Source organism: Bacteroides fragilis, assembly GCF_019583405.1.
Classification (GTDB): Bacteria; Bacteroidota; Bacteroidia; order Bacteroidales; family Bacteroidaceae; genus Bacteroides; species Bacteroides fragilis_B.
The window spans coordinates 628,468-653,195 of the sequence record NZ_SZUU01000001.1; the positions used below are offsets into that span (position 1 = coordinate 628,468).

A 24,728-nucleotide genomic window follows, 5' to 3' on the forward strand; every position below is an offset into this window, starting at 1 on the left:
CTTTAATTTATTATTTAATCACTCCTGTTGGATATTGCATCGTCACACAATGCAAAGATCCATGTTGCTTAATAAGTGCACGGCAATCAATGCCTACCACTTCGTATGTCGGAAAAGCCTCACACAGCACCTCTTTCGCCAATTTATCATTTTCCGGTTGATTATAAGTCGGATAAAGCACAACATCATTCATTATCAAAAAATTGGCATACGTTGCAGGCAATCTCTCTCCCTCTACTTCTATTTTGTCTGCCATAGGCAATGCCAATAAGCGATAAGGAGCACCTGATGTAGTGCGGAACGTTTTCAATTGCTCTTCCATTTTGCAAAGCGCCTCGTAATGTTCATCTTCAGAGTCGGTACACTTTACATACGCAATAGTATCCGGAGAACAAAAGCGGGCCAATGTATCTATATGGCTATCTGTATCGTCTCCCGATAAGTATCCATGATCCAACCATAAAACCCGCTGTAAATGGAATACTCTGCAAAGATATTTTTCTATATCGACACGATTCATTGGCGAATTACGATGTGGAGACAATAAACATTCGGAAGTAGTGAGCAAAGTACCGGCTCCGTCACTTTCGATGGAACCACCTTCGAGTACAAAATTCAGACAATCTTTATATTGCCCTTTCAGTGCACCGGCTTCTACTGCCCGGCGAGTTATCTGATTATCTAAACGAGCCTCAAACTTTTCTCCCCAACCATTGAAAGTAAAATCCAGCAAACTTGCTCCACCTGTATCCATCAAAGTAATTGCTCCATGATCGCGCGCCCAAGTATCATTCGTGTCGCACTTCAGGAAACGTACATTATCCATATTCACCGTACCAATGATCTGCTTACGCACCTCCTCAGGATAGGGGGTGACAATAAGCAAAAGTTCACGTTTCGCAATCTCACGGGCTATATTTATAAAACATTCCTGAACTTCAGCCAACATATATGCCCAGTCTGTCCCGGCATGCGGCCAAGTTAGTTGTATACCACTTTGCAGAAACCACTCTGCAGGCAAGAAGGGGGCTAACATCTCTACTTGATCATTGACAGTTAAACCAAAGTTCAATTGCAAATCTTTCTCTGTGCCTCCTGAAGTAGGAAGACCAACCATTATTCCCATTTTTTTTAGTTTTTAAAGAATAAATCATAAATAGCGAACGGACACTACACCAATAGTAATAAATGCCACTCGCTACCTATATTACTTAGGTTTACGATCGAAAAAAGGATTCTTGGAAGAAGCACTAACCGGGATAGCCATTACCTGACGACATCCTTTCAACCACTCAAGACGTTGCGCAGCCAATCCGGCTGAGAACATGACACGGGTATCTACGCGCAAATCAGCCGCTGTAGCGCATGCCGAACCAATTGCAATGCCTACATCAATGCTATTCAGCGCACAGGGGACACCTTCAGAACGTCCGGAACATGTAGCATATCCACAATGACCGCAATTCAATCCCTGAGCTTGCTCACGCGTACCTATTAACAAGATACACTCAGCCTGGAGAATATTATCTGCATCCCGCAAAAAGAATTTCATACCAAACTCTTCGAACATGGCTTTCAACGTATCCGAAAGTTGCTGTATTTCTTCACCGGTAACAATTGCAGTTTCTATGATGTCAATTCCTTTTCCCTTAGGAGCCGTACGGGCAGCAGTCATCATCTGCCGTGCCACATTTAATACATGTTCGTGGCGACTGTCTCGTTCGTTCAGTATCATATCTCGTTCATTAATTAGTGACACAAAGATAAAAGAAATCCCGCACATATTATGAATTTTGACTAACTTTGCAAGATAGATTTAAAGATACACGATGTTACAAATAGACAATGCATGCATTGCTTTCGGCGAGGATATACTCTTCTCGGAATTTTGTATGCGACTAAATAAAGGCGAGACAGCTTGCATAGCAGGTCAATCAGGACGTGGAAAAACCTCTCTACTCAATGCAATCATGGGATTTGTCCCATTAAGAAAAGGCAAAATCAAAGTAGGAGGTATCTTGCTTGAACCTACTAATATCGATGCCATACGCAGACATATAGCTTGGATTCCACAGGAGTTAGCCCTGCCCTCCGAATGGGTAAAAGAAATGATATCGCTTCCTTTTGCATTGAAAGCCAATCGACACATCTCTTTTTCCGAAGAAAAGCTTTTCACTTGTTTTGATGAATTAGGACTGGACAAAGAGCTCTATCAGAAACGGGTAGGCGAAATATCGGGTGGTCAGCGTCAGCGCATTATGATAGCCGTTGCAGCCATGCTGGAAAAACCTTTGATTATTGTAGATGAACCGACATCTGCACTCGATGCCGGTTCCACAGACAAAGTTTTAGCTTTCTTCCGTAATCAGGCAGAAAAGGGAACGGCTATACTCGCCGTTTCTCATGACCGGACATTCGCTTACGGATGTAACCAGCTAATCACACTGTAGTATATGGGAACTATTGATATATCTTACTTTAATCTGCTTATAGGGCTACTGTTATTGGTAATCCCACTTTTTTATCTTTGGAAATTCAAAACCGGATTACTGAAAGCCACCCTGATAGGAACAGCACGCATGATTGTGCAACTCTTCCTGATAGGTATGTACCTGAAATACCTTTTCCTGTGGAATAACCCATGGATTAACTTCCTGTGGGTTATCATCATGATTTTTGTAGCCGGACAAACAGCTTTGGTACGTACAGGACTTAAACGTGAAATACTCCTGATCCCTATATCAGTAGGTTTTCTCTGTAGCGTTGTGCTGGTGGGCATGTACTTTATTGGCATTGTATTACAACTGGATAATGTATTCAGCGCCCAGTATTTTATTCCCATTTTCGGAATCTTAATGGGAAATATGTTATCAAGCAATGTGATCGCCTTGAACACTTATTATAGTGGATTGAAACGTGAACAGCAATTGTACTGTTACTTGTTGGGCAATGGTGCCACTCGTCAGGAAGCACAGGCACCATTCATACGGGAGGCGATTATCAAATCTTTCAGCCCACTGATTGCCAATATCGCGGTTATGGGATTAGTAGCACTTCCAGGCACGATGATCGGGCAAATTTTGGGAGGCAGCAGTCCGAACGTTGCCATAAAATATCAAATGATGATTATGGTCATTACTTTCACAGCCTCTATGTTATCATTAATGATCACCATCTCGCTGGCATCCCGTAAATCGTTCGATGAATACGGACGTATTTTGCAAGTAACCAAAGAATCTCAAAAGTAGCCGTACTATGACATCAACCGACTCCATTTTACAATTAATAAGTGAAATACATATCCCGGGATTTTTTATTACCGTAGACTTCCTGCAAATCGGAGAGGCTATTCCTCAAGGAATAAGCGGCTTTTTAAAAGAAAAGTACGATAAAATATCTCATGGTGCCAGCGGAAGAAAATTTATTTATCAAGAATCAGGTTGGCGCATGGCATTTACATTCTATCCTACCGACCGGGTAGTCGACGAGAAATATGCAATGAAGAACAAAATGATAAAGAAACGATAATTGCATGATTATTGATATAAATCAAAGCATAACTATCAATATTTACTATATTTGTGCAAATATTAATAATTAATCGATACTATCAGAAATATGCACATCAGCCACATTGCCATCTGGACTACCCGTTTAGAGGAACTTAGAAATTTCTATATCACTTATTTCAACGGAACAAGTAATGAAAAATATATTAATCCTAAAAAAGGATTTGAATCTTATTTCATCAGCTTTGATCAAGGATTTGCTTCTCTGGAAATTATGCAAAGACAAGATATCACAACACCTGCATTAAAAGACTGCCTCGGGTTAGCTCATTTTTCCTTTTCTGTCGGTAACAAAGAAGCTGTATTGGAACTCACAGAGCAACTCCGTAAGGATGGTTTTGTTATCGAGAGTGAGCCACGAACCACCGGAGACGGTTATTTTGAAAGCGCTATTCTTGATCCCGAAGGAAACATAGTAGAAATCACTATTTGACGCGCCTTGCAAGTGCAGGTATATAACGGAGTTGGACGTATTGTTCACCCGGATTGATATAGCCGTTATCCATCAAGATTTTCTTAACCTTGAAGTCTTTCAGTCGATAACGGATGTACCGTTGTGCATTTCCGGTCTGTTTTTCCACAAACGACAGAAGTTCGATCGTCCCATCATTCCGAATGATAACTTTAGCCTTAGCCGTACGGAAAGTAAGCGCATCGTCCTTTTTCAGCTCTTTCATATGATATTTATCAAGCCAAAAAATGGCTGTCGCACGGGGAAGGCTATCGGCCTCTTCTTGCAATTCATCTTCTTCATCGATAGGAGATATAGTAGTTTCTTTGTGTTGCTGGCATGAAATAATAAAGAAAAAAGAGAGAAATAACGGTAAAAATGCCTTCATTGGTTTGAGTCTTTATAAATTGGGAGGTAAATATATTAAAAAATCAATAAAAGCAAGGCAAGGTGCTATCTTTTTCTTATATTTGCAGGCAAATTTTCTGCTAAAAATGAAAATTAAAGAAATAGTAAGCGCCCTTGAACGGTTCGCGCCTCTGCCATTGCAAGACGGATTTGATAATGCCGGCCTGCAAATCGGATTGACAGATGCGGAAACAACAGGGGCTTTGTTGTGTCTTGACGTTACCGAAGCTGTGTTGGATGAAGCTATCGCGTCCGGATGTAATCTCATTATATCCCATCATCCTCTTATTTTTAAAGGTTATAAATCAATCACCGGTAAAGATTATGTTGAGCGATGCATTCTGAAAGCAATCAAAAACGACATCGTTATTTATTCGGCCCATACCAATCTGGATAATGCTCCGGGCGGAGTCAACTTCAAAATAGCCGAAAAGATAGGATTAAAAAATGTACGTATACTCGACCCTAAAGAGAGCAGTCTGATAAAATTAGTCACATTTGTTCCGTCTGCCCAGGCCGAAGAAGTCCGTAATGCTTTGTTCACAGCAGGATGTGGATGTATAGGCAATTATGATTCGTGTAGTTATAATACAGAAGGAGAGGGAACTTTCCGTGCACAGGAAGGGAGCCATCCTTTCTGCGGAACAGTGGGAGAACTTCATCACGAGACAGAAGTGCGGATTGAAACCATCCTGCCTGAATATAAGAAAGGAGAAGTTATCCGTGCATTGCTTTCCAAACATCCATATGAAGAACCGGCTTATGACTTATATCCTCTCCACAATAGCTGGGCCCAAGTCGGATCAGGAATTGTCGGTGAATTGGAAGAACCGGAATCCGAACTCGAATTCCTGAAGCGAATAAAGAAAATATTCGAAGTCGGATGTTTGAAGCACAACAAACTTACAGGCCGCCTGATTCAGAAAGTATCCCTTTGCGGAGGGGCAGGAGCTTTCCTTATTCCGCAGGCAGTTCGTAACGGAGCTGATGTCTTTATCACGGGTGAAATTAAATATCACGACTATTTCGGTCGTGAAGCTGACATTTTGCTTGCTGAAATAGGACATTACGAAAGCGAACAATATACAAAAGAAATTTTTTATTCTATAATACGGGATTTATTTCCTAATTTTGCACTCCAATTTAGTAAGGTAAACACGAATCCCATTAAATATTTATAAGTAAAATGGCAAGAGAAGCTAAAAATGAACCGAAAGAGTTGACAGTGGAACAGAAGTTGAAAGCTTTGTACCAGCTGCAAACAACATTATCTAAGATTGACGAGATTAAAACGTTGAGAGGTGAACTTCCATTGGAAGTACAAGACCTTGAAGACGAAATTGCCGGTCTGAGTACACGTATCGACAAAATTAAGTCGGAAGTAGACGAACTCAAATCAGCTATCGCCGGTAAGAGAGTGGAAATTGAAGCAGCCAAAGCTTCGGTTGAGAAATATAAATCACAGCAGGACAATGTTCGTAATAACCGCGAATATGACTTTTTGACAAAAGAGATCGAATTCCAGTCTTTGGAAATGGAACTTTGCGAAAAGAGAATTAAAGAATTTACTGCAGAAGAGCAGGAGAAATCTGAAGAAATAGAGAAAAATACCAAAGCGCTGGAAGAACGCCAGAAAGACCTCGACCAGAAGAAGAATGAACTGGATGAAATCATTGAGGAGACCAAACAGGAAGAAGAAAAGTTGAGAGACAAAGCAAAAGATCTTGAAACAAAGATAGAGCCCCGCCTGCTTCAATCTTTCAAACGCATCCGTAAAAATTCACGCAACGGTTTAGGTATTGTATACGTACAGCGTGATGCATGTGGTGGTTGTTTTAATAAAATTCCGCCTCAGAGACAACTGGATATCCGTTCACGTAAAAAAATTATCGTTTGCGAATACTGTGGACGTATCATGATTGACCCGGAACTGGCAGGTGTAGAAATAGAACACAAAGTAGAAGAGGCACCGGTTACCACCAAAAGAGCTATCAGAAGAAAAGCTGAATAAAACTCGATAGTCCGATTCCGGAGGACTAGTGAGACATATTATAATACTATTTAAACCCATAATTTTACTATAATTCCTATTGAATTTTAGTAAAGTTATGGGTTTTTGTTTATGAAATACCCATTTACTTTTTAAAGAAAACAGATTCCCTTTTGAGCGTAACCATTCTCTTGCAGAGCGGATAAACAAATACTTCTTTTCGTTGTTATGTTTTCATTTCTAAATAACCTAAGCTTATGAAACTACGAATAGGAAGTATCACGTTCTTGCTGTTTCTTTCATCCGTTGCCTTTCCACAGGCCACGAGCCGCTATCTGGACAGACCATTACCACAAGGATGGGAAGAAGATACACAAATATTTCAGCAAGTATTGCCAGTGGACGACCAATGGTGGAAAGCATTTCAGGACCCCGTTCTCGACTCACTCATCTCCGTTGCAGTCAAGCAGAATTATTCGGTACTGACTGCGATTGATCGTATCAATATGGCAAAAGCCAACTTAAGAATGGAACGTGGAAATTTTTTCCCAACAATCGGGTTGAATGCCGGATGGACCCGCCAGCAAAGCAGTGGCAACACCAGTGACTTGCCACAATCGACTCAACATTATTATGATGCCTCGCTCAATATGAGTTGGGAGTTAGACCTCTTTGGAAGCATACGCAATCGCGTAAAAGCCCAGAAAGAAAACTTTGCGGCCAGTAAAGAAGAATATACCGGCACAATGATATCACTTTGTGCCCAGGTAGCCTCAGCGTACATCAACCTGCGGGAGTTGCAACAAGAATTGGCCGTAGTGCAAAAGAACTGTGCATCACAAGAGGCGGTGTTAAAAATTACAGAAGTGAGATACAACACCGGGCTCGTATCCAAACTGGATGTGGCACAGGCTAAGTCGGTGTTATTCAGTACCAAAGCATCGATTCCTCAAATCGAATCAGGCATTAATCAATACATTACGGCCCTTGCCATACTATTGGGTACTTATCCCCAGGAAATACGGCCAGCTTTAACCGCTCCCGGAACATTACCGGATTATATGGAACCTATCGGAGTGGGGCTTCCGGCCGATTTGTTACTTCGCCGCCCGGACATACGCAGTGCCGAACGAAGCGTCAATGCACAAGCCGCTTTAGTGGGAGCGTCTAAATCGGACTGGTTACCTCAGGTCTTTCTAAAAGGATCGGTTGGTTATGCAGCAAAGGACCTGAAAGACCTGACCCATCATAAAAGTATGACCTATGAAATTGCTCCGGCACTGAGTTGGACGCTTTTTAAAGGAACTCAACTAGTGAATGCTACCAAATTGGCCAAAGCACAATTGGACGAGGCTATCAACCAGTTCAATCAGACAGTATTGACCGCCGTACAAGAGACAGACAACGCTATGAACGCTTACCGGAATTCCATCAAGCAAATAGTAGCTTTGCGCGAAGTGCGCAATCAGGGACAAGAGACCCTGACTCTCTCGCTGGAACTTTATAAACAAGGATTGACCCCATTCCAGAACGTACTGGATGCCCAACGCTCACTGCTCAGTTATGAAAACCAGCTGGTTCAAGCCAGAGGATATTCTCTGCTCCAACTGATAGCTATGTACCAGGCATTGGGAGGCGGATGGTCCGGAAACCTGAATAATTAACTATAAAGACTTGTCATAATGAAAAAACTAATGTATATTTTTCTCATCCTTCCTTTAATAATGAGCGGATGTAAAGGGAAAAAAGAAGCCGAAAGAGGAGGGATGCCTACTCCGGAAATCAGTGTGGCATATCCACTCGTACAAAACATTACCCTAACAAAAGATTATCCGGGATATCTGACTACCGAACAAACAGTAAATCTGGTAGCCAGAGTCAACGGTGCCTTGCAGTCGGCCTCTTTCACACCGGGAACTCGTGTGAAGCAGGGGCAACTCTTATTCGTAATCGAACCAACGATCTACAAAGATAATGTAACTCAAGCCGAAGCGCAACTGAAAACCGCACTTGCACAGTTGGAGTATGCCCGTAACAACTATAGCCGCATGAAAGAGGCTCTAAAAAGTGATGCGGTCAGCCGTATACAAGTATTACAAGCTGAATCGAATGTAGCCGAAGCCACTGCAGCAGTCAGCAATGCCGAAGCCACTCTGAATACTGCACACACCAATCTGGGCTATTGTTATATCCGTGCCCCTTTCAACGGAACTGTCAGTCGCTCGCTTTACGATGTGGGCAGTTATATCAGCGGAGCTGCACAACCTGTCACTTTGGCTACGATCTATAAAGACGACCGCATGTACACCTATTTTAATGTTGCCGACAACCAATGGCTTTCAATGCTACTCTCTCAAAATGGTAAAGAAAAGGAACTCCCCAAAAATGTCATCGTGCGCCTGGGTGAGAACGGCACACAAAACTATCCGGCCACATTGGATTATTTATCGCCCAACGTCGACTTGAGTACAGGAACACTCAACGTGCGCGCCAATCTGGATAATCCGAAAGGTATTCTGAAAAGCGGACTATACGTCAGTATCACGTTGCCTTATGCCGAGGCAAAACAAGCAGTGCTTGTTCCGGAAGCTTCCATCGGTACAGATCAGTTAGGGAAATACCTATACATCGTAAACGATTCGAATATAGTACGCTACAGGCATATCGAACCGGGACAACTGGTCAATGACACATTGCGCCAGATAAAGAGCGGACTTTCACCCAAAGAACAATATGTCACCACAGCGCTGATGAAAGTACGTGATGGCATGAAAGTCAAGCCCGTATCAGTCAATCACGAGTCATCAACCTCTAATCGTTAACTGCATGTTTTCAAAGTTCTTTATCAATCGACCTATATTCGCCACGGTACTGGCATTGATCATCGTGGTGGCCGGATTGGTAACATTAAATATATTGCCTGTCGCACAGTTTCCGGAGATAACTCCGCCTACAGTACAGGTATCTGCCTTCTATCCGGGGGCAAATGCTGAGACCGTAGCCCAGACTGTCGGCATTCCCATAGAACAGCAAGTAAATGGCGTAGACGGTATGCTGTATATGAGCTCTACAGCGTCCAGCTCGGGTGCTTATTCGTTGACCATTACTTTTGCTGTCGGTACAGACATAGATATGGCCACTGTACAAGTTCAAAACCGGGTAAGCGTAGCACAATCTTCGTTACCGGAACCTGTCATCGTTCAGGGAGTAACGGTACAGAAGCAATCGTCCAATATTGTGATGTTTCTCACAATGCAGGCACAAGACTCTGTATACGACGGGCTTTACCTTACAAATTACGCTCAGTTGAATCTGGTAGACCAATTGACACGTGTACCCGGCGTAGGGGCTGTCAATGTAATGGGAGCAGGCAATTACAGTATGCGCGTCTGGCTCGATCCGGAAGCAATGCGCATCCGTAACCTCTCGCCGGAACAAATCTATCAGGCCATCCAGTCACAAAACATAGAGGTCAGTGCCGGTTATATCGGACAGCCTATTGGCAAAAACAACAATAATGCCTATCAGTATACCTTGAATGTACAGGGTCGCCTGACGTCTCCCGAAGAGTTCGGCAACATTATTATCCGAACTGAAGAAGGAGGAAAAATGCTCCGGCTAAAAGATGTGGCACGTATCGACCTCGGCAGTTCTTCGTACAACGTAGTGTCCAAACTAAAGGGACACCCTACTGCTGCCATCGCTATCTATCAGCAACCGGGTTCGAACTCGCTCGATGTCTCTAAAGGAGTCAAGGCAAAAATGCAGGAGCTTGCACAAAACTTCCCGGCCGGAGTCAGCTATAACGTGACCTTGGATACGACCGATGTCATCAATGCATCCATTGATGAAGTGCTCGTTACTTTCCTGGAAACAACCTTATTGGTGATACTCGTTATCTTCTTGTTTCTACAGAACTGGCGAGCTGTCATCATTCCATGTATCACCATTCCGGTATCACTGATCGGTACACTGGCAGTCATGGCGGCACTTGGATTTTCAATCAATACTTTAACTCTATTCGGATTGATACTTGCCGTAGCAATAGTGGTGGATGATGCAATTGTGGTAGTAGAAAATGCTTCACGTTTGCTGGAGACAGGACAGTATTCTCCCAAAGAAGCCGTCACCAAAGCAATGGGAGAAATCACAGGACCAATTGTCGGAGTGGTACTGGTATTACTGGCAGTTTTTATCCCTACCACATTAATCAGCGGCATCTCCGGACAACTTTATAAGCAATTTGCCCTGACCATTGCTGCATCTACCGTATTAAGCGGTATTAATTCGTTGACACTGACCCCGGCATTATGCGCACTGTTTCTGGAGCATAACAAGCCATCCAATTTCTTCATATACAAGGGATTCAATAAAGTATATGATAAGACACAGAATCTATATGACCGTATCGTGAAGGGATTACTCGTCCGTCCCGGTCTTGCGTTGATCTCTTATGGTATTATTACGGCAGTGGCTGTTATCCTGTTCATGAAATGGCCTTCAACCTTCGTCCCTGATGAAGATGACGGCTACTTCATAGCTGTCATCCAGTTGCCACCGGCTTCAAGTCTGGAACGCACACAGGCTGTGGGTCGGAAAGTCAATCAGATTCTGGACAGTTATCCTGAGGTAAAAGACTATATCGGTATCAGCGGATTTTCTATTATGGGAGGTGGCGAACAGTCCAATACAGGTACTTATTTCGTTGTCTTGAAAAACTGGGACCAACGGAAAGGAAAAGAGCATACTGCTGCGGCTGTGGTCGAACGTTTCAACGAGATGGCTTATGGCATTCAGGAAGCACAGATATTCGCAATGGTACCTCCGGCCATTCCCGGATTAGGAGCTTCAGGAGGGTTACAGCTGCAATTGGAAGATCGCAACAACCTGGGGCCGACCGAAATGCAACGGGCTGTCGAAACCCTGATGGCTACTTATCACACTCAACCTGCTCTCGCATCCATATCCAGTATGTACCAGGCCAATGTACCACAGTATTTCCTGAATATCGACCGCGATAAAGTACAGTTTATGGGCATTCAGTTGGATAACGTATTCTCTACACTGAGTTATTATATGGGAGCAGCCTATGTCAATGACTTTGTTCAATTCGGACGTATCTATCAGGTAAAGATAGAGGCTGGAGAACAAGCTCAAAAAGTAATTGACGACGTGCTGAAACTCAGCGTCCCCAACGCTAAAGGAGATATGGTCCCATTTTCATCCTTTACCAAAGTCGAAGAGCGCTTGGGGATGGACCAGATCAGCCGTTACAACATGTACTCGACAGCATCTATCACCTGCAACGTGGCTTCGGGAAGCAGTTCGGGTGAGGGAATACAGCAAATGGAAGACCTGATTAAGGAGCAACTGGGTAACGAGTTTGGTTACGAATGGACTTCGGTAGCCTATCAGGAGACACAAGCAGGCAACACAACCACCATCGTATTCATCATGGCATTATTGGTGGCATTCCTGGTACTGGCAGCCCAATACGAAAGCTGGACAAGCCCCTTATCAGCAATTATGGGATTGCCAATGGCTTTATTGGGAGCAATGATAGGTTGTTCTGTCATGGGAACACCTGTGAGCATTTATACTCAGATCGGTATCATTTTACTGATTGCCCTTTCTGCGAAAAACGGAATCCTGATTGTTGAATTTGCACGCGACTTCCGTGCCGAAGGTAACTCTATTCGCGATGCCGCTTATGAAGCCGGGCATGTCCGGCTGCGTCCGATCCTGATGACCTCTTTTGCATTCGTATTGGGAGTGATGCCTCTTCTGTTCGCCACAGGTGCCGGGGCGCAAAGCCGTATCGCACTCGGTGCAGCTGTTGTTTTCGGTATGGCCCTGAACACGTTACTGGCAACGGTATATATCCCGAATTTCTACGAGTTGATGCAAAAGTTCCAGGAAAACATATTGGATCGCAAGAAAAAGAAATAGTCTTCTATTTCAAGTTCTCTATTGTAAAAAACGTCTTTTTCATTTCACAGCCTATTGTCACCGAACAGAGTTTCCGGTGTCAATAGGCTTTTTTATAGTTGTCAAAAAGTCAACCAAGCATTTTCATCTTAACGCCATACCGATACAATGAAAATTAGCTTTTGAAACAAAAATATTGATTACAAGCCGTTTATTATACGAACAATCCATCATTACGAAGTTAACTTTAACACACTATTAAAGTTAACTTCGTAATGATAAACAATTAACTTCTTGCACTTACGATATTAACTTCCTGGAAAGAGGATAATAGATGCCGGAAAGAGTCATTAACATTGTTAATTTTATAAAGCGTCATAATCCGGAATATCCGACAGAAACGAATAACTTTGAGTATCATAATCCATCCGGCAACAATAGTGTTGCATCCCATTGCTGACAACCAGATAATCAACTTTCAAAACCATATTATAGCGGGTGATCTGATCAAAAACAGCCTGCGTAATCTCAATATGGGGAGCTTTATATTCAACAATCATCCTGGCACTAAGATCGCGTTTGTATAGCACTGTGTCACATCGTTTTTTAGTCCCGTTCAGGTTCAGCAGCACTTCATTTGCCATCAAAGACAACGGATACCCCTTATGAACAATAAGAAAGTGTACAAAGTGCTGACGAACCCATTCTTCAGGGGTCAATGCGACATAACGACGGCGAATCACATCGAAAATAACATTTTTTCCATTTCGAGTGGCGATTTTAGTGTCAAATACTGGTAGGTTTAACGATAACATTTACTATTTTTGTAAGTTAAATAATGGCTTCCTGCTATTGGAAGCGCAAATTTAATGGAATCTTATGAAAACAAAGCAAGAAATCGTAGCTAATTGGCTACCCCGTTACACCAAACGTAACCTGGAAGACTTTGGAGAGTATATCCTGTTGACTAACTTCAACAAGTATGTAGAAATATTTGCAGAGAAATTTAATGTTCCCATATTGGGTAGAGACGCTAATATGATCTCTGCCAGTGCAGAAGGAATCACAATCATCAACTTTGGTATGGGAAGTCCCAATGCCGCCATTATCATGGATCTGCTGAGTGCCATCTCTCCAAAGGCCTGCCTGTTTCTGGGGAAATGTGGCGGAATCGATAAAAAAAACAAAATAGGTGACCTGATTCTGCCAATTGCCGCTATCCGCGGTGAAGGTACCTCAAACGACTATTTCCCGCCGGAGGTTCCGTCCCTGCCGGCATTTATGCTGCAGCGTGCCGTATCATCGGCTATCCGCGACTATGCTCGCGATTATTGGACAGGAACAGTCTATACAACCAACCGCCGTATTTGGGAGCATGATGACACCTTTAAAGAGTATCTGAGAAGAACTCGTGCAATGGCAGTTGATATGGAAACGGCAACTCTGTTCAGTTGCGGTTTTGCCAATCATATCCCGACCGGAGCTTTACTACTCGTATCCGATCAACCTATGATTCCAGAAGGAGTGAAAACTGATAAAAGCGACAACATCGTTACCAAAAACTATGTAGAGGAGCATGTAGAGATAGGCATCGCCTCGCTACGAATGATCATTGATGAAAAAAAGACTGTAAAACACCTGAAATTCGACTGGTAACGCCACACTTATATTTATATGGCCAAACAAGAACTGACTTGCGATGACATCCTCAAAGAACTGAGGGCCAAGCAATATCGTCCCATCTACTATTTGATGGGAGAAGAATCGTATTATATCGACTTAATAGCCGATTACATTACCGACAACGTACTGACGGATACTGAGAAAGAGTTTAATCTGACTATAGTATATGGTGCAGATGTGGATGTGGCGACTGTGATTAATGCCGCTAAGCGTTACCCGATGATGTCAGAACATCAGGTAGTGGTAGTAAAAGAGGCACAAGCCATCCGCAATATAGAAGAACTGTCTTATTACCTGCAAAAACCGTTAAACTCAACAATATTAGTGGTTTGTCATAAACATGGCGCTCTGGACCGCAGGAAGAAATTAGCTGCAGAAATTGAAAAAACAGGCATTCTTTTCGAATCCAAAAAGATAAAAGAAGCACAGTTGCCTGCATTTATCAGTTCATATATGAAACGTAAGGGGATAGACATGGAGCCTAAAGCTACCGCGATGTTAGCTGATTTTGTGGGTACGGATCTTAGCCGTTTGACGGGTGAACTGGAAAAACTGATCATCACATTACCCAGCGGTCAGAAACGCGTAACTCCTGAACAAATAGAGAAAAACATAGGGATTAGTAAAGACTATAATAATTTTGAATTGCGTAGCGCACTGGTCGAAAAGGATGTACTCAAGGCCAATAAAATAATAAAATACTTTGAGGAAAATCCCAAAACAAATCCGATACAAATGACGCTTTCTTTACTATTCAACTTTTACTCAAACCTAATGTTAGCCTACTATGCACCGGATAAATCAGAACAGGGAGTAGCTACTATGTTAGGGCTTAAAACTCCGTGGCAGGCCCGCGATTACCTGACGGCAATGCGGAAATATACTGGAGTGAAGACAATGCAAATTGTAGGAGAAATACGATATGCAGACGCAAAATCGAAAGGTGTAGGCAATACCTCGATAAGCGATGGAGATATTCTTCGTGAATTAGTATTCAAGATTCTTCATTAAAAACCAATTTATTTCACTATCTGCTCCCTATATCATACTTTTACCAATATCGAAGTGTGGTATGGGGAGTAAATATATCCTCCGTAATCAAATACCTTCTTCTCTGGTGGTAACTAACCTATTTTTTTACATCCTCATTTGGCCTTCTGTCATTCCGCCTCCTTAATACCGAACCTAATCAAAATAAGAGTCTATTTTCCCATAAAATAGATTTTTCAGTAAAAGCAGTATGATACATTCCTTATCCCAAAGGCAGAAAAGGATAAAAAGAATACAACACATACTATATAATAGAAACACAATGAAGCTAACCCTTATTTAAGATACCAATGAATATTCATAGCCTTATCATGATGCTAACAGAATATCATAACCTATATCATAATGTCATTTTCATACGTAAAGTATCTATATTTTCTGGAATAGAAAAAAATCAGCCTAAAAAAACGTACATACAATGCTGCATATCAATTATTTATAATGAATTAAAGCCTCTCAGAATTGAATAATTTCATTTAAACGGGCATTTATATGGAAATAATGCAATATTTTGGCATTATAGCCTGTATGTAAAACTAAGAGTGACAAATTTTACTTGAAGAGTTCTCCAGTGACAAGAAAAAATAGATAAATATCTACTATTTGTTGCATATTTAACGATAGGATATGACAGTTGTGAAGTATGTATGTAGCACAATATACATTCACAGAAGTAATATCTTTCTTTTTAGACAATAAAATCATGAATTACATTTGTGATCACAGCTTCATTACATATATACATTTACAATTGTGGATGTAATAGGAGAGTGGTTAACACTTACTTTAATACCAGCTAATGATTAAATACTCAATAAGAAAAAAATAATATATCAATCTAATATTCAGGTAATAGCCCAAGATACAGAAACATTTGTGATATAAAGAGCATTAAGGCATACGAAAACACACAAAAGACATTGTTTTTCAGATATATACAGAACTAATATAAACTAAAGGTTTAACGAATATTACAATCATACACATCGATACCCAAAATATTAAGAGCAATATATCACACTCTCTTTACAAATCTAAAATATTAATATTGTATTTGTAATTTGCTTTTGTGATTTTTATTTTTTACTTTTGTGCAAGGCTAAATAAACGCTTTACTTTTGTGAAACAGCTAACAAGTCATACATTTGTAAATCTTCAAAGGATATGGAAATAAAAGATAGGATTAAAATTATCATGGAAAAAGAGAATATGGCTTCCGGTGCTTTCGCCGAAAGCATAGGTATTCAGCAATCCACTCTCTCTCATATTTTGAATGGGCGGAATAACCCCAGTTTGGATGTTATTATGAAAGTACATCAGAAATATAACTATGTAAAATTGGAATGGCTGTTGTATGGGCAAGGCAATATATCCGAAGAAAGCATCCAATCAGCTTCTGATTTTCAACCTTCCTTATTTGCTGAGAATGCCATAATTCCGCCCAACGGGACAGTTACTCCGGAAAATCGCAGGGAAATGCCGTTAGAAAGCTCTCAAAACACCCAGAAAGAGATTGTAAAACAAGAAATTAGATACATAGAAAAGCCTTCCAGAAAAATAACTGAAATAAGAATTTTCTTCGATGATAATACGTATGAGACATTCAGAGGAGAAAAATAAGACAGATAAATCACTGTTTGCACAATTTCCCGTATCTTTGCAGGACGAATACGAATTTACTTTCAACAATACATGAAAAAATTTATTTTAGACCTGACAGTAACTGAGAATCTCAGATTGCATACCAACTATGTGCTGCTGAAATTGACCTCTCAGACCGTCCTCCCGGAAATGCTACCGGGACAGTTTGCGGAAATTCGGATAGATGGTTCACCCACCACTTTCCTGCGTCGCCCCATTTCTATTAATTATGTAGACAGACAACGCAACGAAGTATGGTTTCTGATCCAACTTGTAGGTGATGGAACAAAACGTCTTGCGCAAGTAAATCGAGGAGAGATTATCAATGTAGTACTCCCACTCGGAAATAGCTTCACAATGCCCGAAAAGCCTTCTGATAAGCTATTATTAGTGGGCGGAGGTGTAGGGACTGCCCCTATGCTCTACTTGGGTGAACAACTTGCTAAAAACGGCAGTAAACCAACATTCCTTTTGGGGGCACGCAGCAACAAAGATCTGCTCCAATTAGAAGATTTTGCCGCTTACGGAGAGGTCTATACTACAACCGAAGACGGCAGCCATGGAGAAAAGGGATATGTGACCCAACATTCCATACTGAATAAAATAAAATTCGAGCAGATTTATACATGTGGTCCGAAACCCATGATGATGGCAGTAGCCAAATATGCCAAAGGTAACGATATCAATTGCGAAGTATCATTGGAAAATACAATGGCATGTGGCATAGGAGCCTGCCTCTGTTGCGTTGAAAACACCACAGAGGGGCATTTGTGCGTTTGTAAAGAAGGTCCTGTTTTCAATATAAATAAACTATTATGGCAGATTTAAGTGTAAACATTGGTAAACTACAAATGAAGAACCCGGTAATGACAGCTTCGGGTACATTTGGATATGGTGAGGAATTTGCGGATTTTATTGATATAACGCGAATAGGCGGTATCATTGTAAAGGGTACTACTCTTCACAAACGTGAAGGCAACCCATATCCTCGCATGGCAGAGACCCCTTCCGGTATGTTAAACGCTGTAGGACTGCAAAATAAGGGTGTAGAATATTTCTCAAATCACATTTATCCCCGTATCAAAGACATTCAGACCCATATGATTGTGAATGTTTCCGGATCAGCCATTGAAGACTATGTAAAGACTGCAGAGATCATTAATGAACTTGACAAAATTCCTGCTATCGAATTAAACATCTCTTGTCCTAATGTAAAACAAGGAGGTATGGCATTTGGGGTAACAACTAAAGGAGTATCAGAAGTTGTACAAGCAGTGCGTTCTGCTTACAAAAAGACACTTATCGTCAAGCTATCACCCAACGTTACCGATATAGCAGAAATGGCACGGGTAGCCGAGGCCAATGGCGCCGATAGCGTATCATTAATCAATACATTGTTAGGAATGGCCATCGACGCTGAGCGCAAACGCCCCATCCTTTCAACAGTGACAGGCGGAATGTCCGGAGCAGCAGTAAAACCCATCGCACTAAGAATGGTTTGGCAAGTTGCTAAAGCAGTAAATATTCCGGTCATAGGGTTAGGCGGCATTATGAATTGGAAAGATGCTGTCGAGTTCATGCTTGCAGGTGCTTCAGCCATACAGATTGGTACGGCAAATTTCATAGATCCGGCTGTCACCATCAAAGTTATAGATGGTATAAACGATTACCTGGAAAGACACGGATGCAAGTCTGTTTCTGAAATTATAGGTGCACTTGAGGTATAGTCAAAAACAGATCATACCCCTTCGCTGCAGTTTGACTTTAAAATGTTATCCAAATGGGGATACGCTTATCTCAGTCTGCTCGCGGAACAAATCGAAGAACTCCGGACCGGAAAGTATGAGTTTATTCAAAGACTATTCCTTTTATTTATAATATATTTCATAAAAAAAGAATGCCTTTCTCCATTAGAAAGGCATTCTTTTTTGTATACAATATAAGTTAATCTTCCAACAGATCCGGACGCAGTCTCTTAGTACGTTCCAACGACTGTTGAAGTTCCCATTCCTTAATCTTCGCTTCGTGCCCTGAAAGCAGAATCTCGGGTACTTTCCACCCCTTGTATTCTGCCGGACGGGTATAAACAGGTGCCGCCAACAAATTATCCTGGAAAGAATCAGAAAGGGCAGACTGTTCATCAGAAATCACACCCGGAATAATTCGAACGATAGCATCCGCCATAACGGCGGCAGCCAATTCACCACCGGTCAAAACATAATCTCCAATACTGATTTCTTTTGTGATCAAATGCTCCCGGATACGATAATCGATACCTTTAAAATGCCCGCATAAAATGATAAGATTACCGGATAAAGACAAACTATTAGCCATCTTCTGATCAAACTGCTCTCCATCAGGTGTGGTAAATATCACTTCATCATAATCACGCTCTGTTTTCAAGGCATTAATACACCGTTCAATAGGTTCTATCTTCATCACCATACCGGCAAAACCTCCAAATGGATAGTCATCCACCCGGTGATACTTATCTTCGGTATAATCACGTAAATTGTGAATATGAATTTCAGCGAGTCCTTTGTCTTGGGCCCGTTTCATAATAGAACAATTGAAAAAGCCCTCAATCATTTCGGGCAAAACCGTTATAATATCGATACGCATAATCTTTAATTTTTCGCAAAAGTACAAATATTTGAAGAGAAACCCGTATTTTTGCCTAAAACAATCCTAAGAATATATGACTGTAAAAGAAAAAATAGAGCAACTCCGCCTCCAACTCCATCAGCATAATTACAATTATTATGTGCTGAATGCCCCGGAAATCTCAGATAAAGAATTCGACGATTTAATGAGGGAACTTCAGGACCTGGAACAGGAACATCCGGAATATAAAGACGAAAATTCACCTACTATGCGGGTAGGTAGCGATATCAATAAGAATTTTACCCAGGTAGCACACAAATATCCGATGCTTTCATTGTCGAATACATATTCGGAGAATGAAGTAACCGACTTCTATGACAGAGTGCGTAAAGCTTTGAATGAAGATTTTGAGATTTGTTGCGAGATGAAGTATGATGGTACCTCTATCTCCTTAACTTACGAAAATGGTAAACTAATCCGCGCGGTAACCCGCGGTGACGGTGAAAAAGGGGACGATGTAACAGACAACGTAAAGACCATTCGGAGTATTCCTCTGGTCCTACATGGAGATAATTATCCGGAAGTTTTCGAAATTCGTGGAGAAATCTTGATGCCATGGGAAGTTTTCGAAGAATTAAACCGAGAAAAAGAGGCCCGCGAAGAACCTCTCTTCGCAAATCCGAGGAATGCCGCATCGGGAACATTGAAATTACAAAATTCTGCCATCGTGGCTTCCCGTAAGCTGGATGCCTACCTCTATTACCTGCTTGGTGATAATCTGCCGACTGACGGACATTATGAGAATCTGCAGGAAGCAGCCAAATGGGGATTTAAAATTTCTCCGTTGATGCGTAAGTGCCAGACATTACAAGAAGTCTTCGACTTTATCAACTATTGGGACGTAGAGCGCAAAAACTTGAACGTTGCTACAGACGGAATCGTACTGAAAGTAAACAGCCTCAAACAGCAAAGGAATCTTGGGTTCACAGCCAAGTCTCCGCGCTGGGCCATTGCCTATAAATTTCAGGCTGAACGCGCACTGACCCGCTTGAACATGGTAACCTATCAGGTAGGGAGAACCGGCGCCGTAACACCGGTAGCCAATCTCGACCCGGTACAACTTTCGGGCACAGTAGTGAAGCGCGCATCTTTGCATAATGCGGATATCATTGAAGGACTCGATCTGCATATAGGCGATATGGTCTATGTAGAAAAGGGAGGAGAAATCATCCCCAAAATAACCGGTGTGGATACGTCGGCCCGCTTCATGATCGGTGAAAAGGTAAAATTCATCACTCACTGTCCGGAATGTGGCAGTAAACTGATAAGATACGAAGGAGAAGCCGCCCATTATTGTCCGAATGAGACCGCCTGTCCACCACAAATCAAAGGAAAAATAGAACACTTCATCAGCCGGAAAGCGATGAATATAGACGGATTAGGACCTGAAACCGTCGACATGTTCTATCGTTTAGGACTGATTCATGACACGGCCGACCTCTATCAACTGACGACAGATGACATCAGAGGCTTGGACCGCATGGGAGACAAATCTGCGGAAAACATCATTAAAGGAATCATGCAGAGCAAAGAGGTACCTTTTGAAAGAGTAATTTTTGCATTAGGTATCCGTTTTGTAGGCGAAACGGTAGCTAAAAAAATAGCCAAATCTTTTAAAGACATAGAAAAGTTGGAAAATGCAGATCTGGAAACTCTGATCAATATCGATGAAATCGGTGAAAAAATAGCTCGGAGTATCCTTAACTACTTTGCGAATGAATCAAATCGTAAATTGGTAGGCCGATTAAAAACAGCAGGATTGCAACTATACAGACCTGAAGAAGACTTGAGCGGACATACCGATAAATTGGCCGGACAATCCATTGTCATCAGTGGAGTATTCACCCACCATTCAAGAGATGAATACAAAGATCTTATCGAAAAACACGGTGGCAAGAACGTGGGAAGCATCTCTTCTAAAACCAGTTTTATTCTGGCCGGAGACAATATGGGACCTGCGAAATTAGAAAAAGCAAGTAAACTGGGAATTAAAATTATGAGCGAAGAGGAATTTTTAAAGCTTATATCGTAACATTTTTCTGCAATAATCTTATTTTATATATTATTATTGCTGTAAAAAAAGAAAATATTCGTACTTTTGCGAGCAAAATATTTAGAGATTATTATTAATACTCATGATACAGACTAGATTGAAAGGAATGGGGGTAGCGCTGATTACTCCTTTCAAAGAGGATGAAAGCGTTGATTACGATGCATTAATGCGACTGGTAGACTATCTGCTGCAAAATAATGCAGATTTTCTGTGTGTGCTGGGAACTACAGCCGAAACTCCGACCTTGAGTGAAGAAGAAAAAAAGAAAATCAAAAAGATGGTAATCGACCGTGTCAACGGAAGAATCCCCATCCTGCTGGGAGTCGGAAGTAACAATACACGCGCAGTTGTAGAGACACTCAAAAACGACGATTTCACCGGAGTAGATGCTATCTTATCCGTTGTCCCTTACTACAATAAACCCTCACAAGAAGGAATTTATCAGCACTATAAAGCAATTGCAAGCGCTACAGAGCTTCCCATCGTACTATATAATGTTCCGGGACGTACAGGAGTTAATATGACCGCAGAGACCACTTTGCGCATTGCTAAGGACTTTCAGAATGTTATAGCCATTAAAGAGGCTTCTGGTAATATCACCCAGATGGATGATATCATTAAAAACAAACCGGCTAATTTTGACGTTATTTCCGGAGATGACGGCATTACTTTCCCGCTGATTACATTGGGAGCCGTAGGAGTCATTTCGGTTATTGGAAACGCCTTTCCACGTGAATTCAGCAGAATGACCCGTTTGGCGCTGCAGGGCGACTTTGCCAATGCACTGACCATACACCATAAATTTACGGAACTGTTTAACCTCTTATTTGTAGACGGAAACCCAGCCGGAGTAAAATCCATGCTGAACGCTATGGGAATGATCGAGAATAAACTCCGTTTACCATTAGTACCGACACGTATCACCACATTTGAAGCGATTCGTAAAGTGCTCAATGAACTGAATATAAAATGTTAACGACCAAAGTAATCCCGAGGTATCAATAATATTTTCATCAACTTACGGAATAAAGGAGGGTGCGTCATAACTTACCACAGAATTTTGACACATCCTCCTTTATTTTTTATAATTCAGCTGAAACGGCCCATTTAGTATATTTATATGGTATTTAGGGATATTCAGTAAATGTCCGTATTTCTTATAAATTAAGAGAACAGTTTTACTTTACGTGAGCTTTTCTCTTAATTTTTTCCTGTAAAGTCTCCAGTCTTCTATCTTTTTTATAGAATATTATTTACATATTCTTATATTTTCTCCCCAACGGTACATTATGTATATGTCTTTTTAGGGGAAGTTAAAAACCTCTCCTGTTTTCCTTTTGTTATTTTAGTCTGATTATGCAGCCGCTCTTTTTTTCTTTTCAACCTTTTCTATCATGCATACTGCATTGGCCGTATGTATTCCAAAGAAAATCCAAAGCATTTCCGTTTTCCTGTTTCTAGCTTTAATTCTGGCCAGTGAGTAATGTTGTTTCTGCGTTCCAAAACTTCCTTCCAGGCGGGTCGCTCTTTCACGGCTGAGTTCCGACCGTAAGATCTTCCGAAGTGGCTCATCTTTGGACGCTCTGCCCTTACGCTTAAAGGAAGTACTTATATGATATTTAGTACAAAATTTCCGGTTGGCATTATTAGCATAGATTGAATCCGCTGCAAGCGCCTTAACCCTAACCCCGGTCAGTTGTTGTTGCAGATGAATACAGTCTTTCAAATGTACTCCTTCGTTAAAAGCCTTAAAGGAGATATGTTCAATAAAGGAGATTCCATCTATCTGTATATTGTTGACTTTGGCTCCGAATTCAACGGATTTGGTTTCCTTGCCTCTGATAATGGGGCGAAGGTAATGCCGGTCGATACTCACAATACGGTTGGGCACTTTTTTGCCTGCAAATAAATTCTTCCCTTGCTCAAGGACCGTCCGTATGACCGAGAAACGTCTTTGGTAATCAGAGGATAGTGTAAGCCTGTGCCTGTAGGATAAATGAAGCTGCTCCAGCTGGTCCAGTAACTTTTCCAATAACTGAAGTAGTCTGCGTTTAATCATACGGGTCTGTGATTTCCTGCGTTTACGCAGTTTGCTAGAAGCAAGGTAGGCACGGCTTACATCAAGATACTTGTTACGGGGACGTTGCATGTGCAATGTCCGGCAATGTTTGCACAGATGACGATGAAGCCATACAATACCTTCCCATAAGAGTTTGACATCAGTAGGAAAGCGCAGATGACTTTCATAACAGGTGGCATCGGTCATACAGACATGAAGGTTCTCAAGATAAGGTTTCCAATGCTCTGCCAAAATAAGCTGGAGGGACTCAATATCAAGGCGAGCCGCTAGTTCCTGACGAATCGCACTAACGATTTTAGGATTGGTTAGCGGATGAAGCGGATCGATCTGAACACCACAAAATAACTGGTAATGAATATTACCGTTTAAATGGTCAATCAGTTGTGAATCGGAAAAGTTGGTATAAGACTTCAAGACCATCAAGGCTATTTTACCTTCGGGAGAAAAATAACTTTTACGCCCCAAAGCAGAGGACTTCAAATGCATTTGTCGGGCCAGTTCCGAGAAAGGGAATAAAGAATGGAGGCGACCTAATTCACTCGTTGCAAAACTTTGACGATATTTTTTAAGCATATCGAACTCACTAAAACCTAAACAAGGTTCGATTTCTGATATTTTTTGTATCTTTACCATGTGTTTTTATTTTAGATTACCCCCGTTTTGGCCGTCAAACCGTTTTTTAGGGGGAATGCTTAAAGATACAAAAAAGGCAACTAACTCGCAATGAATTAGTTGCCTTAAATTTTCTTATTTTAGGAATATCCCTAATTCAGCTGAAACGGCCCATTTAGTATATTTATATGGTATTTATTTCTTTGTTAAGTGTATAGAGTGGATAGCACCACCATTCCTCAGAATTTAGATATAATCTGTATGATCCAATAAAAGAGATAATGCAAGGAAAACAAAAAACCTCCATAATTTGATTATGAAGGCTCTTGTGATCGCGACAGGATTCAAACCTGTAACCGGCTGATCCGTAGTCAGCTACTCTATTCAGTTGAGCTACGCGACCGTTTGTCATTATTTTCTTAGAGTGACCGCGACAGGATTCAAACCTGTAACCGGCTGATCCGTAGTCAGCTACTCTATTCAGTTGAGCTACGCGGCCATTTGTTAAACCTTAGAGTGATCGCGACAGGATTCAAACCTGTAACCGGCTGATCCGTAGTCAGCTACTCTATTCAGTTGAGCTACGCGACCATTGTTTT

At 41.5% G+C, this 24,728-nt stretch carries 22 protein-coding genes and 3 tRNA genes; 16 read left to right on the forward strand and 9 right to left on the reverse strand.

Annotated features, from left to right (window positions below; all coding sequences use genetic code 11):
- Window positions 1-10: 10 nt before the first annotated feature.
- Window positions 11-1,126: an agmatine deiminase family protein gene (locus FDF36_RS02700; protein ID WP_220390240.1), complete on the reverse strand. Its 1,116-nt coding sequence runs from the start codon at window positions 1,124-1,126 to the stop codon at window positions 11-13.
- A gap of 81 nt (window positions 1,127-1,207) precedes the next feature.
- A complete protein-coding gene (locus tag FDF36_RS02705) occupies window positions 1,208-1,735 on the reverse strand; it encodes a ferredoxin domain-containing protein (RefSeq protein WP_005787811.1) in 528 nt (175 codons plus the stop codon).
- A gap of 94 nt (window positions 1,736-1,829) precedes the next feature.
- Between FDF36_RS02705 and FDF36_RS02710 the strand changes: the two genes are divergently transcribed.
- The 4 genes from FDF36_RS02710 to FDF36_RS02725 all read left to right on the forward strand — a co-directional run bounded on the left by FDF36_RS02710 (window position 1,830) and on the right by FDF36_RS02725 (window position 4,002).
- Window positions 1,830-2,450 carry an ABC transporter ATP-binding protein gene (locus tag FDF36_RS02710; RefSeq protein ID WP_220390241.1) on the forward strand — a complete coding sequence of 207 codons (621 nt, stop codon included), beginning with the start codon at window positions 1,830-1,832 and terminating at the stop codon, window positions 2,448-2,450.
- Between the two features lie 3 nt (window positions 2,451-2,453).
- The gene (locus FDF36_RS02715; RefSeq protein ID WP_005787816.1) at window positions 2,454-3,248 is read left to right on the forward strand and encodes an ABC transporter permease; all 795 of its coding nucleotides are present in this window, start codon (window positions 2,454-2,456) and stop codon (window positions 3,246-3,248) included.
- Window positions 3,249-3,255: 7 nt separating this feature from the next.
- Window positions 3,256-3,528 carry a hypothetical protein gene (locus FDF36_RS02720; protein ID WP_005815829.1) on the forward strand — a complete coding sequence of 91 codons (273 nt, stop codon included), beginning with the start codon at window positions 3,256-3,258 and terminating at the stop codon, window positions 3,526-3,528.
- Window positions 3,529-3,618: 90 nt separating this feature from the next.
- Window positions 3,619-4,002 (forward strand): VOC family protein, encoded by a 384-nt coding sequence (locus FDF36_RS02725; RefSeq protein WP_220390242.1) that lies wholly within the window; start codon window positions 3,619-3,621, stop codon window positions 4,000-4,002.
- Here the strand turns inward: FDF36_RS02725 and FDF36_RS02730 are convergent.
- Window positions 3,995-4,408, reverse strand: coding sequence for a DUF4891 domain-containing protein (locus tag FDF36_RS02730; protein ID WP_220390243.1), 414 nt, complete (start codon window positions 4,406-4,408; stop codon window positions 3,995-3,997). The two genes, FDF36_RS02725 and FDF36_RS02730, sit on opposite strands and share 8 nt — an antisense overlap.
- A gap of 106 nt (window positions 4,409-4,514) precedes the next feature.
- Here FDF36_RS02730 and FDF36_RS02735 point away from each other — a divergent pair, with 106 nt between their 5' ends.
- The 5 genes from FDF36_RS02735 (at window position 4,515) to FDF36_RS02755 (ending at window position 12,367) form a co-directional block, all read left to right on the forward strand.
- A complete protein-coding gene (locus FDF36_RS02735; RefSeq protein WP_220390244.1) occupies window positions 4,515-5,609 on the forward strand; it encodes a Nif3-like dinuclear metal center hexameric protein in 1,095 nt (364 codons plus the stop codon).
- Window positions 5,610-5,614: 5 nt separating this feature from the next.
- On the forward strand, window positions 5,615-6,439 hold the full coding sequence (locus tag FDF36_RS02740) for a zinc ribbon domain-containing protein (RefSeq protein WP_005787827.1): 825 nt from the start codon (window positions 5,615-5,617) through the stop codon (window positions 6,437-6,439).
- A gap of 236 nt (window positions 6,440-6,675) precedes the next feature.
- Window positions 6,676-8,082, forward strand: coding sequence for an efflux transporter outer membrane subunit (locus tag FDF36_RS02745; RefSeq protein ID WP_220390245.1), 1,407 nt, complete (start codon window positions 6,676-6,678; stop codon window positions 8,080-8,082).
- 18 nt (window positions 8,083-8,100) lie between these two features.
- On the forward strand, window positions 8,101-9,240 hold the full coding sequence (locus FDF36_RS02750) for an efflux RND transporter periplasmic adaptor subunit (RefSeq protein WP_220390246.1): 1,140 nt from the start codon (window positions 8,101-8,103) through the stop codon (window positions 9,238-9,240).
- A gap of 4 nt (window positions 9,241-9,244) precedes the next feature.
- On the forward strand, window positions 9,245-12,367 hold the full coding sequence (locus FDF36_RS02755; RefSeq protein WP_220390247.1) for an efflux RND transporter permease subunit: 3,123 nt from the start codon (window positions 9,245-9,247) through the stop codon (window positions 12,365-12,367).
- Window positions 12,368-12,711: 344 nt separating this feature from the next.
- Here the strand turns inward: FDF36_RS02755 and FDF36_RS02760 are convergent, their stop codons facing one another.
- Entirely contained in the window at window positions 12,712-13,161 is a 450-nt protein-coding gene (locus FDF36_RS02760) for a type I restriction enzyme HsdR N-terminal domain-containing protein (RefSeq protein ID WP_005815818.1), read from the reverse strand.
- 64 nt (window positions 13,162-13,225) lie between these two features.
- Here FDF36_RS02760 and FDF36_RS02765 point away from each other — a divergent pair, with 64 nt between their 5' ends.
- From FDF36_RS02765 to FDF36_RS02785, 5 genes are all read left to right on the forward strand, one after another.
- Complete coding sequence (locus tag FDF36_RS02765) at window positions 13,226-14,002, forward strand: AMP nucleosidase (RefSeq protein WP_220390248.1); 777 nt, start codon at window positions 13,226-13,228, stop codon at window positions 14,000-14,002.
- An 18-nt stretch (window positions 14,003-14,020) separates the two neighbouring features.
- Entirely contained in the window at window positions 14,021-15,040 is a 1,020-nt protein-coding gene (gene holA / locus FDF36_RS02770; RefSeq protein WP_220390249.1) for a DNA polymerase III subunit delta, read from the forward strand.
- A 1,203-nt stretch (window positions 15,041-16,243) separates the two neighbouring features.
- Window positions 16,244-16,699: a helix-turn-helix domain-containing protein gene (locus FDF36_RS02775; RefSeq protein ID WP_220390250.1), complete on the forward strand. Its 456-nt coding sequence runs from the start codon at window positions 16,244-16,246 to the stop codon at window positions 16,697-16,699.
- A 72-nt stretch (window positions 16,700-16,771) separates the two neighbouring features.
- Complete coding sequence (locus FDF36_RS02780; RefSeq protein ID WP_005793749.1) at window positions 16,772-17,548, forward strand: dihydroorotate dehydrogenase electron transfer subunit; 777 nt, start codon at window positions 16,772-16,774, stop codon at window positions 17,546-17,548.
- Window positions 17,536-18,447: a dihydroorotate dehydrogenase gene (locus FDF36_RS02785; RefSeq protein WP_220390251.1), complete on the forward strand. Its 912-nt coding sequence runs from the start codon at window positions 17,536-17,538 to the stop codon at window positions 18,445-18,447. The genes FDF36_RS02780 and FDF36_RS02785 overlap by 13 nt, the downstream gene beginning before the upstream one ends.
- 217 nt (window positions 18,448-18,664) lie before the next feature.
- On the opposite strand, the gene trmD is transcribed toward FDF36_RS02785, so the two are convergent.
- Complete coding sequence (trmD, locus tag FDF36_RS02790) at window positions 18,665-19,342, reverse strand: tRNA (guanosine(37)-N1)-methyltransferase TrmD (protein WP_220390252.1); 678 nt, start codon at window positions 19,340-19,342, stop codon at window positions 18,665-18,667.
- A gap of 76 nt (window positions 19,343-19,418) precedes the next feature.
- Here trmD and ligA point away from each other — a divergent pair, with 76 nt between their 5' ends.
- Both ligA and dapA read left to right on the forward strand, forming a co-directional pair.
- Window positions 19,419-21,416 (forward strand): NAD-dependent DNA ligase LigA, encoded by a 1,998-nt coding sequence (gene ligA / locus FDF36_RS02795; RefSeq protein WP_220390253.1) that lies wholly within the window; start codon window positions 19,419-19,421, stop codon window positions 21,414-21,416.
- A gap of 103 nt (window positions 21,417-21,519) precedes the next feature.
- The gene (gene dapA / locus FDF36_RS02800) at window positions 21,520-22,413 is read left to right on the forward strand and encodes a 4-hydroxy-tetrahydrodipicolinate synthase (protein WP_005787869.1); all 894 of its coding nucleotides are present in this window, start codon (window positions 21,520-21,522) and stop codon (window positions 22,411-22,413) included.
- Between the two features lie 378 nt (window positions 22,414-22,791).
- On the opposite strand, the gene FDF36_RS02805 is transcribed toward dapA, so the two are convergent.
- From FDF36_RS02805 to FDF36_RS02820, 4 genes are all read right to left on the reverse strand, one after another.
- A complete protein-coding gene (locus tag FDF36_RS02805) occupies window positions 22,792-24,150 on the reverse strand; it encodes a transposase (protein WP_220390143.1) in 1,359 nt (452 codons plus the stop codon).
- 308 nt (window positions 24,151-24,458) lie between these two features.
- A tRNA-Arg gene (locus tag FDF36_RS02810) sits at window positions 24,459-24,532 on the reverse strand.
- A 22-nt stretch (window positions 24,533-24,554) separates the two neighbouring features.
- Window positions 24,555-24,628, reverse strand: a tRNA-Arg gene (locus tag FDF36_RS02815).
- 18 nt (window positions 24,629-24,646) lie between these two features.
- Window positions 24,647-24,720, reverse strand: a tRNA-Arg gene (locus FDF36_RS02820).
- Window positions 24,721-24,728 lie beyond the last annotated feature (8 nt).